Consider the following 17,284-nt stretch of genomic DNA (forward strand, 5'->3'; position numbering starts at 1 on the left):
ATTGTTCTATGCCCAGAATGTGATGCAAATATGATAATCAAAGGACGATGAGATTATCATATTTGCTTGGCATAAGGGTTTTTACTCGACCGTAGGGAGATTTTGTTCTTTGGATTTGTTAAATTTTCTATAACAAAGTATAAAGTGTTTTTAAGGAATTTAAGTAAAACTATCAATGCAAGCTACGAGTTCTCCTATTTCAGGTTTGCTAAGTTGCGCATCTGCACCAACGGATTCTCCTTTATGTTTCAAGTCGTTTGTAATTAAAGAGGAGAATAAAATAACTGGTAATCTTTTAAGAATGTTATGTTCTTTAATTTTTCTTGTTAATGTATGACCATCCATTTGAGGCATTTCGATGTCAGTTATAAGCACATTGACATCTTCGATAAATTTTTCGTTTTTCTTATCAACTAGTTTTAGCAAATAATCCAGAACTTGTTTTCCATCATCAAATATTTTTATATTTTTAAAACCAGCCTTAATGAGAGTATCTTTTAACAATCTTCTAATTAGTGGAGAGTCATCAGCTAAAACAAGTTTAACATTTGATCTATCTTTATAATCTATGTCTACCATTTTGTTTTCACTAATACCTGTAGAAGGACTAATGTCAGTAACTATTTTTTCAAAATCCAGTAGTAATATTATTTTATTGTCTAAAACAATGTTACCTATAACTAATGAATTAGTAGAAATATCATCGGGCTTAGTTATTTTATCCCATTTAATACGGTGAACACCTACAATATTGTCAATACTAAAAGCTACTTCAATTTTATTGAATTGACAAAGAATAATTGTTGATTCAATTTCGCTTTTATGCTGTTTCTCAAGAACATATTTTAAATCTATTACAGTAATTATCTTATTCCTGTATAGTGTAAGCCCAGCTATGGCTGGATGTGACTCAGGGAGTTTTGTTAGGTTATTTGCGTTTATTACCTCTTTTACTTTTATTATATTAATTGCATAATACTTATCATTAATGATAAACTCTAATATTTCAACCTCGCCAGTACCAGATTCTAATAGAATATTATTATTCATATTTTCCCTCACTTTCAAATACATATAAACATAGTATATTATAAAAAATGTATATACTTAATATTTCGAATAGAATGCAAAGAACTTTACTTTTATATGTTAAAATGTAATTTTAGATGTAAAGTCGAATTTTAAAATAATAAAATAGAATATAAAAGTGAAATCTTCCAGTTAAATATGGTAAACTATATAGTAGCAATAAAATATTAACAGAATTATTAGAGGGTGAAGTAAAATTGATATTAAACGGCGGATGGGTAGAAACTACAAAAGATAAACATGCATTTATATTGTGGGGGCAGAGTGGTGAGACTAAGTGTACAAGAAGAGGTAGAAGACCTAAAAATGCACTCCCACTATATGAAGAAATGGCTACAGTCATAGAATTGCGTAGTAAAATAAACAATTCAGCAATGGACATAAAATATGGTAAGTATAAATATGATTTTGAATCTAATAAACTTGATAAGAGAGAAATCAGAGGCATTGTTTTTAATAATTTAGATGCATTTGATGTAATTTTAAATATAAATAAAAATAATGATGAGAATATAGAATTATCACAGGAACTAAAATTTTGGGTTACAGTTGCAAAATTTACAGCAGAATTAATCATAAATCATAAGTATTTACCTTCTTTGACTATTGATAAGGTAAATAAAAAAGTAAATTCTCAGTGGAGATGGCATTCAAGTGATCCTGAGTATATAAATAAAAAGAAAGTATTGTGCAGTAACATGCCTACAAACTGTAAATCATATTTTCAATTAGAAGATCAGAACTTTATATATACAAATAGTACGAAACTAGTAAGTAATTTTATGGATTCTATGATTGATAGTATGGTAAGAAGTAGTTGCAGTGTTATAAATGAAGAAAATGATATGAGAGAGAATGGTTTAGATAATTTAAGCAGCACATGGATGCATTCTCTTTTCTCAGAATTACCTGAAATACCAGTAGATACAAGTAATCAAATTAAAATGCTAAAAGAATATAAAAAGTGGATAGAACCTATAAAACTTAAAAATAATCATTTTAAGTTTCGAACATGTTTTAAGGTTATTCCACCAAGATGGGATGAGGAATGGACACTTGAATATTTGCTTCAAGCAAAAGATGATCTTAGCCTTATGTTGCCAGCAAAAATGATTTTTGAAGAATCAGTGGATACTATAACTTATTTAAATAAAAAATTCAATAATCCACAAGAAAGACTTCTAGAGGATTTAGCTGTTGCATCCAAAGTATTTATACCTATAGAAAGAAGTCTTTATGATGCAGTACCTATAGAGTGTAAGTTATCTGTGGAGGAGGCTTATTCTTTTTTAGGAGAATCAGCTTATTTTCTAAAGGAAAAAGGTTTTGGTATCATTGCACCAGCTTGGTGGAAAAAACCATCAAGGCTATCGGTTAAACTAAAGGATAAGAATCATGTTACAAATACTAATTTAGCAGTAAAGAGTACGTTTAATATGGATACTATTCTTGAATATGATTGGAAACTTGCATTAAACGGAAATGAAATTAGTGAAAAAGAGTTTGATAAAATTTCAAACTTAAAGGTTCCATTTATTCAACTAAGAGGTCAGTGGGTACAGGTTGATATTCATCAAATTAAAACACTTTCCAAGATGAAAACAAATAAAAGCTTAAATGGGAAGATACCTGTTGGGGAGTTATTAAGGCTTAATCTAAGTGATGAAGAGATAATACCTGGAATTAGTGTTGATACCATAGATAACCAAGAAGCTATTGGACATTTTTTTGAAAAGTTATTTAATTTGAATAATATAAAAGAAGTTGCTATTCCAAAAGGTTTTAGAGGTACGCTTCGTGAATATCAAAAAAGAGGCTTTTCATGGTTAACATTTTTGCGTAATCATGGTATAGGGGCATGTCTTGCAGATGACATGGGTCTTGGAAAGACTGTGCAGAGCATATGTCTTATGCTCTATGAGAGAGAAAAAAAGCTAACGGATAAACCTACTCTAATAATATGTCCTACCTCAGTTGTTGGAAATTGGGAAAGAGAGATTGAAAAGTTTGCACCTAATCTTAAATCTGCAATTCATCATGGAAATAGTAGGTGGAGTTATGAAACTTTTAGCGAGGAAATACATAAAAATGAAGTTGTTATTACAACTTATGCGCTAATAGTAAGAGATAGGGATTTATTTCAAAAAGAAGAATGGGCAGGAATTATTTTAGATGAAGCACAAAATATTAAAAATAGTGCGTCAAAACAAACACAATATATAAAAACTCTCAAAGCAGAATATAAGGTTGCTTTAACAGGTACACCAGTTGAAAATAGACTTTCAGATTTATGGTCTATTATGGATTTTTTAAATAAAGGATATTTATATAATTGGTCAACCTTTAGGAGTGAATTTGCAGTTCCTATCGAACGTGATGGAGACCCTAAAAAAAGTAATAAATTAAAAAAAATAATTGCTCCATTTGTATTAAGGCGTCTTAAAACAGATACAAATATTATTAAAGATTTACCTGAAAAAATAGAAACTAAGGAATATGCATCATTAACAAAAGAACAGGCTACTTTATATCAGGCTGTAGTGAAGGATTGCTTAAATAAAATCGATGATTCTGAGGGTATTCAGCGTAGAGGACTTATTATTTCTTCTCTAACAAAGTTCAAGCAAATATGTAACCATCCTGTACAGTTTTTAAAGGATAATGGTGAGATTGAAGGCCGTTCTGGAAAACTTGATAGGCTTCTAGAAATGTTAGAAACTGTAATAGAAGAAGGGGATAGGTCACTCGTATTTACGCAATTTGCAGAAATGGGACACATTCTAGAATCAGAAATTGGGGAAAAATTAGGGGTGAAAACATTATTTTTGCATGGCGGAACAAGCAGAAAGAAAAGAGAAGAATTAATTAATATATTTCAAGCTGAAGGTGATGAACCTATGGTATTTATATTATCATTAAAGGCTGGTGGACTTGGTTTAAACTTAACAAAAGCAAATCATGTATTTCATTTTGACAGGTGGTGGAATCCAGCAGTCGAGAATCAAGCAACGGATAGAGCGTTTAGGATAGGGCAAGTTAAAAATGTTCATGTACATAAATTTATATGTATGGGAACGCTTGAAGAAAAAATCGACGTTATGCTAGAGAGAAAGCAAGCACTTGCTGAGAGTGTAGTTTCAACGAATGAAAACTGGATATCAGAGATGAGCAATGAAGAACTTCGTGAATTATTTATATTAGAGCATAACAACAAATCTTAAAATTAACAAATAACAATTAAAGCAATTTTAATTGTTATTTACGTAATGATAGAGGCAAGGAGATGTAACTTCGTGACTGGAAGAATAAGAAATGAATTTGGTAGTAATTGGTGGTCAAAAAAGTGGAATAATGCAATTTCGAGTTTTACTATGAGTTCTAGAGTTGATAGCGGACGTGAATATGCAAGAGATGGTAATGTACTAAATATTAAAATATCAAAGGGAAATATAGAGGCAGAAGTTCAGGGTAACAGTGAAGTACCTTATAAAGTGGATATGCAAATTGCAGTTTTTACAAAGGAGCAATGGGAAAAAATCATGCGTATTATGGCTCGAAAAGCTATATTTTGTGCTAAACTTTTAAATGGAGAAATGCCAGAAAATATAGAAGAAGCTTTTAAAGATGGTGGAGTTTCGCTTTTTCCTAAAAAACAGATACATTTAATAACTCATTGTTCATGTTCTGACACTGCAAATCCATGTAAGCATATAGCTGCAGTTCACTATATGCTTGGGCTTGAGTTCGATAAAGATCCTTTTGTAATTTTAAAACTTAGAGGTATGGATAAAGAACAGTTTTTGAGTGCTTTAAGAATTCTGAGAAGTGGAACCGAAGGCACTAATGTTAAAAGGAAAGCAAAAATCCATAGGTCTCGAAAAACTATTGAAGATTTACGCAGAGAATTTGAAACTTTTAATAGAATAGATGAAGATGTATTAAATATGACTTTTTCTTATGTAACACCTGAAGTTAAGACTGGTGTTATAAAAGCATTAGGTATTCCAGATTTTTGCAGTGATGAGGATGAATTTAGAACCAAAATGAGGACCGCATATACAAGTACTGAAGAAGAAACGAGAAAGTATATAGAGAAAAAGTGAGAAGTGATTAATAATCATTATTTGCTATGATTGCTACGAGGAGACAAATCATATGAAAAAACTTATAGCGTTAACAAAAGGAAATAGATTATTATACATTATAGCAATACTTTCTATAGCAATAGCTACATTTATAGCAATGGTTGAGCCTATGGTGATAAAGATAACAATAGATTCGGTAATAGGAAATAAACCAATGGATGTTCCGGAATTTATACAAAGGTTGATTATGACAATAGGTGGTAGGGAGGTATTGACAACAAATTTATGGATATGTGCAATGAGTCTTGTAATATTAACATGTATAAGAGGAATTTTCTTTTTTTTAAGTGGAAATTTTTCTGCGCGTGCTGCGGAAAATATATCAAGAAATATGAGAGTGAAGCTTTATGATCATATTCAAAATTTGCCATATGAGTATCATGTGAAAGCAGAATCAGGAGACTTAATTCAAAGATGTACATCTGATGTGGAAACTGTCAGAAATTTTTTTGCATCTCAAATGGTTGAAATAGGAAGAGCATTTTTTATAGTAATATTTGCAATAATAATGATGGTGTCACTTAATAAAAAAATGATGATTATTGCAATGGTAATAGTTCCGATAATTTTTATATTTTCCTATGTATTTTTTTATAGAATTAAAAATACATTTGAAAAAGCAGATGCTCAAGAGGGAGTTCTGACGAGTGTTCTTCAAGAAAATCTAAATGGAGTTAGAGTTGTAAAAGCGTTTGGAAGACAAAACTTTGAAATTGAAAGATATGAAAAAGAGAATAAGAAATTTAGAGATTTAAATTTTAAATTAGTAAAGCTAGAATCAGTTTATTGGTCTACATCAGATATACTTTGTATGACCCAAATTGGTCTAGTTTTGGTTGCGGGTATATATTTTGCAGTTAGTGGAGAAATAAGTTTAGGAACCTTGGTGGTATTTAATACATATGAAGGAATGTTACTGTGGCCAGTAAGGCAGCTTGGTAGAATTCTTACCGATATGGGGAAAATGTCAGTTTCACTTAAAAGAATAACAAAGATTCTTGAAGTCCCAGTTGAAAAGGAATACGGGAAAGCACTTAAAAGTGAAATTAAAGGAGATATAAGCTTTGAAAACGTATGTTTTGAGTATGAAAAAGGTAAAGAAATTCTAAGGGGTTTCACTTTTAATGTAAACACAGGCGATACAGTTGCTATTGTTGGACCAACAGGTTCAGGTAAGTCAACCCTTATACATCTACTATTAAGACTTTATGACTATAAGAGCGGTTCTATAAAGGTTGATGGAGTAGAACTTAAGGATATTGAAAGAAAGCATATAAGAAGTAATGTAGGAATAGTACTTCAAGAGCCTTTTCTTTATTCAAGAACTATAAAAGAAAATATTAAAATGGCAAGGATGCACTCAGAAGATATAGAAATCTATAGTGCGGCAACGGTCGCAGCTGTGCATAATGTTATAACTTCATTTGAAAAGGGTTATGATACTATTGTTGGAGAAAAGGGTGTTACCTTGTCAGGAGGACAAAGGCAAAGAGTTGCCATAGCAAGAACACTTGTTAGTAATATGCCTATATTGATATTTGATGATTCTTTAAGCGCAGTTGATACAGAAACAGATAGAATTATAAGGGAAAAGCTTAAAAGGAAAAGTAAAAATATTACTACCATAATAATTTCTCATAGAATATCTACGGTGATGGATGCAAATAAAATTATCGTATTAAATCATGGAAAGATTGAAAGCATAGGCAACCATGATATGCTAATTAAAAAGGATGGTATCTATAAAAGAATATGGGATTTGCAGACGTCACTTGATGTACTTGATGATTAAAAGAAAGTAAGTTATGAGTTAAATCATCTCCTTTATAGAGCTGCAACAGCTTTGAAGAAGATGCAAACAGCTCTGAAAGAGATGAATCATCTCCTTTATGGAGCTGCGACAGCTTTGGAAGCAGATTTAGACTGCCACCAAAGTGATTTTCTTAGGATAGACAGCTGCCACTTATAGAAGATGTCAGATTTGAAGCTTCCAAAATGTTGTTAAAGGTAGGTTATATTATGGCTAGAATTGGTAAATATAAATCGACAGATAAAATAGATATAGGAATATGGAGAAAGCTTTATAAATATCTTTCAGAATTTAAGAATGGACTTATATTTTTAGCTTTACTAATGGTAGGTGTTGCGGGTATTGATGTAGTAATCCCATTACTTACAAAGTATGCGATTGATAATTTTATAGTGAAGAAAACTATAGATGGGCTTAGAACATTTGCAGTAGTTTTCTTTTGTATAATTGTTTTTCAAGCATTAAATGTAAGACTATTTATATTAAATGCAGGAAAAATAGAAACACATTTAGCATATCATATAAGAAAACTTGGGTTTAAGAGGCTTCAAGAGTTATCTTTATCATATTATGATACATCATCTGTTGGATGGCTTATGGCAAGAATGACTTCAGATGTTACAAAACTTAGTGAAATAATATCATGGGGATTAATTGACATGATATGGGCATTAGTAACTATGAGTGGATTTATTGGAGTAATGCTTTATAATAACATAGCATTAACTGTAATATGTATGAGTGTGGTACCACTCTTATTTTTAATTGGTATGTTTTTTCAAAAGAAGATATTAAATTCATATAGAAATGTTAGAAAATTAAATTCACGATTAACTACGGATTTTAGTGAGGAGGTTGCTGGGGCTAAAACTACAAAAACACTTGTAAGGGAAGAAGAAAACTTAAGAGAATTTAAACTGGATGCAGGTAAAATGCGAAGCTCGTCAGTTAAAGCTTCTGTGTTTTCTGCTTTATTTCTGCCTATTGTTATATCTATGGGTAGTTTAGGGGTAGGTTTTGTTTTATGGTTAGGCGGAAAAAGTATTATAGCTGGATCATTATCTTATGGTACTTTTGTAATGTTTATTGCATATACTGTACAGTTTTTTGACCCTGTGAGCCATTTAGCAGGAACAATTGCGGAACTTCAGAATGCACAAGCATCTGCAGAGAGAATTATAGCATTAATAGAAACAAAGCCAGACATATGTGATAGCAAAGATGTAATTTCAAGATATGGAGATTTATTTAATGCCAAACAAGAAAACTGGGAAGCAATTCATGGAGATATCGAATTTAAGGATGTATGTTTTACATATAAAAATGGTGAAAAGGTATTTCAAAATTTCAATCTAAAAGTTAATAAGGGAGAAACTATAGCATTAGTTGGAGAAACAGGTTCTGGCAAAAGCACTATAGTAAATTTACTTTGCAGATTTTATGAGCCTAGCAGTGGAAAAATATTAATTGATGGTAAAGATTATAGAAAAAGGTCATTATTGTGGCTTCAATCGAATATAGGATATGTACTTCAGAGTCCACATTTATTTAGTGGAACAATTAGGGATAATATTATATATGGGAAACTTGATGCTACGCAAGCAGAAGTTGAAAATGCAGCGAAACTTGTAAATGCTCATAATTTTATAATCAAATCAGATAAGAAATATGAGACTCAAGTTGGAGAAGGTGGAGGTAATTTGTCTACGGGAGAGAAACAGCTTATTTCTTTTGCTAGAGCAATTATAGGAAATCCATCATTATTTGTACTTGATGAAGCTACCTCATCTATAGATACTGAAACAGAAAGAATGATACAGGACGCTATAGAAAAAATATTAAAAGGAAGAACTAGTTTTGTGGTTGCACATAGGCTTTCAACTATTGTGTCTGCAGATAAAATTCTTGTTATAAGAGATGGGAAAATTACAGAATCAGGAACTCACAGAGAATTACTAAAAGGAAAGGGGTATTATTATAAGCTCTATACAAATCAACTGTCAGAAGATAGGGAAAAAGAGAGTAAAATGCTGCTTAATTAAGAATAGAGTCAACTTCGTTAGAAATTTAGAAAATTAATTTATAAAAATAAGCGCTCAGCAATGTATAGCTGAACGCTTATTTTTATTTATTATTTAAAAGTTTTGACCTAATCTTTCGATAACACGTTTCTTTCCCATAACTTGCATTACTTCATGTAAATCTTGAGTTTGTGTTCTATTAGTTAAAGCTACTCTTACTATTGTGGCAACATCTGATAGTTGGCCAACAAATAGATCAGGATTTTTTTTATAGGTTCTTGCATTTTTCGCATACCCAAGTTCTAAAGAAAGTTTTTTAAGGGTTGCAAACCAAGTGTCATTATCATCAGAATAGTTATACACATCTAGATAGCTTGTAAGAACTTTTTCAACCTGCTTAATGGGTATATGGTCGGGGAAATTAAGGCCACTTTCTAGGCTACTTTTATAGAGATCATCAAAGAAATATTCAATATGATCTTTTACATCTAACCATTTTACAAAATCTTTTCTTGGCTTATCATTTTCTCTTTCTATGTTAAATATATTTTTTGCATATTCTTCATTTTCGATTAGCTCTTTTGCAAAATCAGCATCATAATTTTTAGCCCAATCAAGATAAAGTTTGTAGACAGTGGTTGCATCCATAGAGGCTATAACATTTTTACTAATATCATTAAGTTTTAAAATATCAAATAATGCTCCACTCTTGCTCATGTTTTCAAGGGTAATTTTAAAGCTTGTGCAAGGTTCATTTTCATTAGCATATCTCCATTCTTGAAAATCTGAGTTAATTAAATTTACAAGATATTCAGTTACAGATAAAAAAGGATATCCTTGAGATTTATAAAAACTCATAGAAATTTCAGGGTCTTTTCTTTTGCTGAGTTTACGTTTTGAAGTCCCATCCATTTTCATAATTGTAGGTATATGAGCATAATGGGGAGGTGTAAAGCCCAACATTTCAAATAGTTGTAAATGTATAGGTACAGATGAAAGCCATTCCTCACCACGTATTACATGGGTTGTTCCCATTAAATGATCATCTATAGCATGAGCAAAATGATATGTTGGAATTCCGTTGTTTTTAAGAATTACAATATCTTGATCATTTTGTGGCATACTTATAGTTCCTTTAATTAAATCATTACAAATTACTCTTTTTCCTGATTCTTCAGGAGCTCTAAGTCTTATAACATAAGGGGTACCTTTTGCTAGTTCAATTTTAATTTCATCTAGACTAGAATTCCTATGAATAGCCCATTTACCATGATATCCTGTATTAATTTTAAGCTCTTGCTGAATTTTTCTTGTTTTGTCTAAGTCTTCTTCTGTGCAAAAGCATGGGTAAGCTAAACCTTTTTTTATTAAAGATTTTACAAAAGCATGATATATTTCAATCCTATCACTTTGTTTGTAAGGACCATATGCACCTTTTTCAGTAGAAGAATCTACAACACCTTCATCAAAATTAATACCGAAATCTCGTAGAGTATCAGTGCTATCTTCAATAGCACCAGCCACCTCTCTTTTTTTGTCAGTATCTTCTACTCTAAAATAAAATATACCACCACTTTGATGAGCAAGTCTTTCAGAGATAAGAGCAGCAAACACACCTCCAAGATGTTGGAAGCCAGTAGGGCTTGGCGCATATCGTGTAACCATAGCATTGGGTTTAAGATTTCGCTTAGGGTAAAGGGTTCTATAGTATTCTGGAGTTTTTTCTACATTTGGTAATAATAAATCTGCTAGTTCTAAATAATCCATATTAATCATCCTTTCTTATATAAGTGTATCACCATAGGTGATAATTGAATCCAAAATAAAAACCTCTCATCCTATAATATAATAGGACGAAAGGTAAACTTCCGCGGTGCCACCTAAATTGATATAAAGACATACTAAAATGCCCAAATCCACTCGTAAAAAGTATTGATTCTTACTGCACTTTTCTAACGGAAAGTTTCCGTTGAACTTAACAAAATCTAAGTTCACTGTTCCAAAGTTTCTTTCTGTAGTTTCAAATACCAAATTTTCACCAGCATTGGTTCTCTTTAAATTAAAAGTATACATACTTCTCTCTTTCATTACATTTAACTTTAATTATACATATATTAATTCTAATGTCAACACATAACTATTAAGAATTAACTATATACTATAACAGTCTAATGTAATTATTACTTGAAAATTTTATTAATATAAAATAGTTAAAGGACACTTAGAAGAACCATTATAAACAATAACCATATGATAGTATCGTAGGTAAAAGAAAAATGGGTTAGAAAATGTCATTTTTAGATGGGTAAATATTATAAAACAGAGCTGAAAACTATTACAAATAATAAAAAAATCAAAAAATAAGAATGTATAGGTTTTCATAAATGTGTTATAATATATAAAATGGAAGTGAGTTGATAAAGATATGGGAGCATTAGTTCTACTAAGTGGTTTTACTGATAAAGACAATATAAATTTAAAAACAAAAATGAATGAAATATTTTTTAAAAAAAGATTCACTTTAAGTTATATACCTTCAATTACAGATAGAACACTTAAACATTTTAAAAAAACAAAAACTAAGTTAAGCGAATATGGAAATTTTAATTTTAATTATTTTGATATAGATGATTTTTGCGATATAGATAAAATAGAAAAAATATTTAAGTCTGATGTAATTTACCTATCTGGTGGGAATGCTTATTATTTTTTGAATAATTTAAGAAAAAGATATTTAATAACTAGACTTAGAAGGTACATTAATAATGGAGGTTACATTATAGGGTTATGTGCAGGAGCAATAATGATGGCAAAAGATATAGCGGCAGCACAATTTGGTTGCAAGGATATAGTAGGTTTATCAAGTTTGTCATCTTTAAATTTAGTTGATTTTGACTTTATGCCACATTGGAATCAGAATAACTGTTATTTGGAGGATATAAAAAAATATTCTAGCAAGACTGGGAATACAGTTTATACTTGTAATGATGGAGATGGAATTATTGTAAAGGATAATAAATTACATTTTTATGGAGATATAAATATGATAAAAGAGGGGAAAATAGTGATAGTTTAATGAAAAGTCGATGTGATAATCTGAATTATACATCGACTTTTAACTATATATGTCATGAGCTATAGTAATTACTAGGCAGTTGCATTAGCAAGTCTAAGTTTATTCTTAGCTTTTCTTTTTTTGAAAACTTGATATCTCTCTAATATTTCCAGTGATGTATAAGTATATTTAATAAATATAGCAGCAGTAATGAATGAAATCATATCGGATATTGGATAAGCAAGCCATGCTCCTTGAACACCCATTCCTAAGCCACCTACAAATGCATATACAAGTGGTATAAATACTATTAATTGCCTGAAAATAGACAATTTAAAAGAGGTTTTAACTCTATTTATAGCTTGGCAGTATGCAATAGATAAATAATATACTCCAATGCAAGGGAATACAGCTATAATTATTCTAAAAGCTTTTGCAGTTTGATCTATAACAGCACTATCATTAATAAATAAACCTATAAGTTGTTTTGAAAAAATCATAAATAATGCCCATAATAAAGTTGAACTTACAGATACTGCAATTAAAGATGTTTTAACAACTTCTCTCAATCTAGTATAATTTCCAGCACCATAATTATAAGCAGCTATGGGTTGCATTGCAGAGCTTATGCCCATTATGGTCATAAATAGAAACATTGAAATTCGAGTAGTTAAACCGACTGTTATTATTGCTAAGTCTCCACCGTAGGTTGATAGTAAATTGTTTAGTAGAGCAGCTACTATGGCATCAGATATTTCTACTATAAAGGTTGAAAATCCAACATACATTATACCAATTGATATAGATTTATTAAGAGTTAATTTAAATGGTAATTTTAAACACATTTTTAGTTTTACAAAAACAATTAGAACGTATATAGAGGCTAGTATCTGAGATATAATTGTTGCAATAGCAGCCCCTTTTACTCCGTATGAATAAACATTTATTAGAATATAATCTAGAACCAAATTACAAATTGCTCCGATTAATGTGCTTAATAATACTATTTTGGTGTCTCCAAAAGAGGTCACAATATAAGCAGCAACAGTTGTAAAAGATTGAAACAACATACCTATTAATATTATGCTTATATATTCTTTTGCAAGAGAAAATGTGTTTTCTGAAGCGCCAAGACCAATTATAATGCTATCTTGAAAAATATAAATAATTGTGATAATTATAGATACAATTATAAACATTAGAACCATAGCATTAGGTATAATAGTTTTTAAACTTTTAAAATCTTTGTCTCCACAGCTTCTTGAAACAGAAGTTGAAGCACCAATAGCTATAAGCATAGATATCGCAAAGAAAAGTGTTTCTATTGGATAGGCTATGGTTAAAGCACCAATAGCATTAGGTCCTATTGCTTTCCCTAAAAACATAGAATCAACCATGTTGTACATTTCGGCAACCATTAAAGAAAGTATTGCTGGTACAGAAAATCTTAATAAGAGTTTACCGATTTTTTCTTCTCCAAACATTTTGTTATATTTTGTTACTTTGTTTATTGTCATGAAAATACACTTCTCCTTGAAAACTTTAGTTTCTATAGTACTATTTTACGTCAATATGAACTTATTAACATTCACACAATTGCTAGATAAAATGTACAAAGTTGCTGACATTGTATAATCAATTTTATTTAAATAACAAAAAAACACCCTAAAATAGGTGTTTTTGTACTTCTTGAAGAATTATTAATGTAGAACCGTAACCTTGTATTTTTATTATTTCATTATGGACTGCAGTTCTTTTAGCATAGGATAAAGAAACATTAGGAGCAGAAATCTTAGTGAGAATTTTCCATTCATCATAACCAAGTCTTTTTGGTTTTCCCATGCGTAACCAGATATCGTAAGCTGAGCCAACTTTTTCTCCAATTTCATATTTAATAACTTTATAATCATGATTTAAATTTTTAATAGACAAGGAAATCTTTCTTTCAGTAATATTTTTACTACCCTTACCTTTAGACAAATCCTCTAGTTTAATTAGAGTATTTAGTTCATCACTGTAACTATAAAGTAAAATTTGAATATCTTCGTTTTGCCTTGTGATAATAAATCCATCACCTTGATCTATGACCTCATTGCCTAACTTTGACAATAAATAATAGGCATAGTAGGATGCTTTTTTTATTCCATCTAAAGTAAGTAAACCTGGTGAACCAAAAAACAATTCATTATTTAAGATTGAATTCTCCTCTACAGTATCAAAAGCCTTTAGGGTAAGCAAACTACTAGTATTATTAATAAAATTATGGATAATATATGGAAGCATATAGGAAGAATCATAAATTGTATTTATGGCTGGTGGAACATTAAAAGGAACTTCTATTAAACTCTGCAATTTATATTTCTTAAATATATCTTGGGTAATATTTATGTACTCTAAAGATAAATCATACGATGCTTGAAATTTCCATAGTCTTACTACTTCAATTCCAAATATATCAGCGAAATATAGTATAAAGCTTTCTAAAAGCTTTATAAATGAACTTTTATCCTTGAAAATTTCATTTAAAATTATTAATGGGGTAAGAGATATATCCATTAAAAATTCTAACAGCTTTTCAACTTCATTCCAGTTTAGAAAATTAACATTCTCATTAAAATATATTTTCATTTCTTTTCCATATAGATTTTGAACTATGCCATTTTCAAAGCCAATAGTTTGTTGAATAGATCTCAAATATTCCTGTTCTTGTGCTTTAATAAGTTCTTTTGCTTGACCTAAATTTATTTTTAACTTCCAGTTATGTTTTAACTCTGTACCGGGTAATGTTACATCTGTTTGTAGTTTTATAATCTTGTTTGTATAGTTAAATCTATCATAATCGTCTAAATAGTAAGATAAATACTGAAGTGAATCAGACAAATCATAAGTTTGTATTTGTTTATATAGATCGATTTCTTCTTCATTTAAATAATATTTTTTTCTAAATTGAAGTGGTGTACATTTATAGTGATTTTTAAAACTCTTATTATAATATCTAGCATGAGAAAAACCGACATCTAGAGAAATATCTGATATGGTTTTATCAGTATCTAATAGTAATTTAACAGATTCATCTACTCGTACATTATTTACTAATTCTTTAAAACTAGTTCCAGACATATCTTTAATCTGATGGCATAAATAATAAGAACTTAAATATTCAATGCTAGCTATATCTTGTAAACTAATTTTGTTCATGTAGTTGTTATAGATGTATTTTATAATTCTATGATATCGTTGAAATTGAATTACATTTTCTTTTATATCTTTATCCTCATAAGTAAGATAGTGAAAATTGTTTATTAGGTAAAATAATAACTTTACTAATACAGATTCTATTTTATCATCGAAATTCTCGCTTTTTTGTATAACTTCACAAGCCAGAACAGATAGATATTTACGGAGAACATCGTACTTTTCTTCCTGTTGTGCACCTTCCTGCGAGGAGTTTGTATAAAAATAAATATTTTTCATATCGTCATAATACTTTTCAAAAAATGCTGGATCTAAATGAAAAATTAAAACCTTGTTTTTTTCATCTGAATAGATTCTGTGGGCCTCATCACAATTTATAATTTCAAGTTCACGAGGGTAAACTTCATAACTCCCTGATTCTATAAGTACATTAATAGTACCTTCAAGTACAAAAATTATCTCTATAGAATTATGCCAGTGTATTGGATAGTCCTTTATATTTTCATAGGAAATATTTATTGGTAAATCATTTATATAACTTGTATATTCTTTTCTCATATTAGTAACCTCTTCTTCAATGATTATGTAGATATGTGTTAGACCACTTAAATGTGTTGTAGTAATTAATATTTATAATATAGCTAATAAAGAAATATTATGTTTAATTTTCAATTTTGTCAATACTAAATTAATTTGTAGTTAGAATTACTTAATGTTCAAACAATAGTGCACTTGCTTAAAAAACAATAGCAGTAAAATTATAGCCATAAATTACATATAAATTCAATAATAAGAAAACAATATTAATATAACTATTTATGTATAAACATAATATAATAATATTTATACAGAATAATTATGGTATAATTATACTTAATTACACTTCTATATTTATTTAATGAAATATGATTGTGTATATATGTGAATTCTGATTAAACTATATTTAGGTGGTTGCGAGGAGAAGCAAAATGGAAAAGTACATTTATATTGTTATTTCAAGAACATCAACTTTTACAGGAAAGATGATTAGAAAATTTTTAAAAGAAAAATATAATCATGCTTCAATAAGTTTAGATAAAAATTTAACTAGTATGTATTCTTTTTCAAGATTGGCTATTAGCAATCCTCTTGTTGGAGGTATAGTACATGAAAGTTCATTTACACTTACCATAGGCCATACTGGAGATGTTCCAATTGTGGTATATAGAATCCCTGTGACGGATGTAAAATATAAATTAATCAGTAAATTTGTATATGACACATATAATGATGCTGAAGTATATTATTATAATTTTATTCAAGCTATCGGGCTTGTTTTTAATAAAAAACATGCTGTTTATAAGACATATATATGTACTGAATTTGTCATGGAAGCCCTAAGACAAGGAGAAGTTAATTTTACTTCATTAGAATCTTACAAAATAAAACCAATAGATATTTGTGAAATCATGAAAGACTATATATTTTATTTAGGAAATCTTAATGATTATCCATATAGGTATGAGACGAAAACAAAAGATGATGAACTTTTTTTTCGTAAAACAGGTTTTATTTATGAGGGATGGCATACGATTAAGCATTTCTATATGGTTGTATCTAGAGATAGGAACAATAAAAGGAGTAAAAGTAAAGCCAGTTAAATGAGAATATAGTTAGGGTTTATAATTGGAAAGAAATATATTGTATAATAAATGAACTGTTATTACAAAGTAAAGCAATGTAATAACAGTTCATTTATTTATTTATTTATTTGTTTTTAAATATTTTTCTTTGAATTCTAAATAACCTTTTTTCCTTAATTTACAAGAAGGGCAATCACCACAACCATTACCTTTTATACCATTATAGCAAGTTAATGTTTGTTCTTATATAGGAAACAGCTTGCGGAAACCGCTGTGGATAACATTTTAGATAACATTTTAGATGAAAATTAGGTGGAAAATTCAAGAGAAATATGAGATGATTAAAT

At 29.4% G+C, this 17,284-nt stretch carries 10 protein-coding genes, 1 pseudogene and 1 other annotated feature; of the genes and pseudogenes, 6 read left to right on the forward strand and 5 right to left on the reverse strand.

Annotated elements, in window-relative coordinates; all coding sequences use genetic code 11:
* Positions 1 to 159: 159 nt before the first annotated feature.
* Positions 160 to 1,050: a chemotaxis protein gene (locus tag KPL38_RS12940; RefSeq protein ID WP_216289550.1), complete on the reverse strand. Its 891-nt coding sequence runs from the start codon at positions 1,048 to 1,050 to the stop codon at positions 160 to 162.
* 236 nt (positions 1,051 to 1,286) lie between these two features.
* On the opposite strand from KPL38_RS12940, the gene KPL38_RS12945 reads away from it, so the two are divergent.
* The 4 genes from KPL38_RS12945 to KPL38_RS12960 all read left to right on the forward strand — a co-directional run bounded on the left by KPL38_RS12945 (position 1,287) and on the right by KPL38_RS12960 (position 9,086).
* Positions 1,287 to 4,310 carry a DEAD/DEAH box helicase gene (locus KPL38_RS12945; protein ID WP_216289551.1) on the forward strand — a complete coding sequence of 1,008 codons (3,024 nt, stop codon included), beginning with the start codon at positions 1,287 to 1,289 and terminating at the stop codon, positions 4,308 to 4,310.
* A 72-nt stretch (positions 4,311 to 4,382) separates the two neighbouring features.
* On the forward strand, positions 4,383 to 5,192 hold the full coding sequence (locus KPL38_RS20230; RefSeq protein ID WP_216289552.1) for an SWIM zinc finger family protein: 810 nt from the start codon (positions 4,383 to 4,385) through the stop codon (positions 5,190 to 5,192).
* A 52-nt stretch (positions 5,193 to 5,244) separates the two neighbouring features.
* Positions 5,245 to 7,026, forward strand: coding sequence for an ABC transporter ATP-binding protein (locus KPL38_RS12955; RefSeq protein WP_216289554.1), 1,782 nt, complete (start codon positions 5,245 to 5,247; stop codon positions 7,024 to 7,026).
* A 227-nt stretch (positions 7,027 to 7,253) separates the two neighbouring features.
* A complete protein-coding gene (locus KPL38_RS12960; protein WP_216289555.1) occupies positions 7,254 to 9,086 on the forward strand; it encodes an ABC transporter ATP-binding protein in 1,833 nt (610 codons plus the stop codon).
* 93 nt (positions 9,087 to 9,179) lie between these two features.
* Here KPL38_RS12960 and gltX read toward each other — a convergent pair whose 3' ends face one another.
* Positions 9,180 to 10,832, reverse strand: a complete 1,653-nt coding sequence (gene gltX / locus KPL38_RS12965; RefSeq protein ID WP_216289556.1) for a glutamate--tRNA ligase — start codon at positions 10,830 to 10,832, stop codon at positions 9,180 to 9,182.
* Between the two features lie 79 nt (positions 10,833 to 10,911).
* Positions 10,912 to 11,162 (reverse strand) — a binding site (T-box leader).
* A gap of 328 nt (positions 11,163 to 11,490) precedes the next feature.
* Here gltX and KPL38_RS12970 point away from each other — a divergent pair.
* Entirely contained in the window at positions 11,491 to 12,141 is a 651-nt protein-coding gene (locus tag KPL38_RS12970; RefSeq protein ID WP_216289557.1) for a Type 1 glutamine amidotransferase-like domain-containing protein, read from the forward strand.
* Positions 12,142 to 12,212: 71 nt separating this feature from the next.
* Here the strand turns inward: KPL38_RS12970 and KPL38_RS12975 are convergent, their stop codons facing one another.
* Positions 12,213 to 13,637 carry an MATE family efflux transporter gene (locus KPL38_RS12975; RefSeq protein ID WP_216289558.1) on the reverse strand — a complete coding sequence of 475 codons (1,425 nt, stop codon included), beginning with the start codon at positions 13,635 to 13,637 and terminating at the stop codon, positions 12,213 to 12,215.
* Positions 13,638 to 13,785: 148 nt separating this feature from the next.
* The gene (locus KPL38_RS12980) at positions 13,786 to 15,873 is read right to left on the reverse strand and encodes a helix-turn-helix domain-containing protein (protein WP_216289559.1); all 2,088 of its coding nucleotides are present in this window, start codon (positions 15,871 to 15,873) and stop codon (positions 13,786 to 13,788) included.
* Between the two features lie 410 nt (positions 15,874 to 16,283).
* On the opposite strand from KPL38_RS12980, the gene KPL38_RS12985 reads away from it, so the two are divergent.
* Complete coding sequence (locus KPL38_RS12985; RefSeq protein ID WP_216289560.1) at positions 16,284 to 16,955, forward strand: hypothetical protein; 672 nt, start codon at positions 16,284 to 16,286, stop codon at positions 16,953 to 16,955.
* A gap of 102 nt (positions 16,956 to 17,057) precedes the next feature.
* Here the strand turns inward: KPL38_RS12985 and KPL38_RS12990 are convergent.
* A pseudogene (locus tag KPL38_RS12990) lies at positions 17,058 to 17,177 on the reverse strand (7-cyano-7-deazaguanine synthase); the annotation flags it as partial.
* Positions 17,178 to 17,284: the final 107 nt, after the last annotated feature.

This window comes from Clostridium psychrophilum (genome assembly GCF_018861705.1).
In the GTDB taxonomy this organism is placed as follows: domain Bacteria; phylum Bacillota; class Clostridia; order Clostridiales; family Clostridiaceae; genus Clostridium_AD; species Clostridium_AD psychrophilum.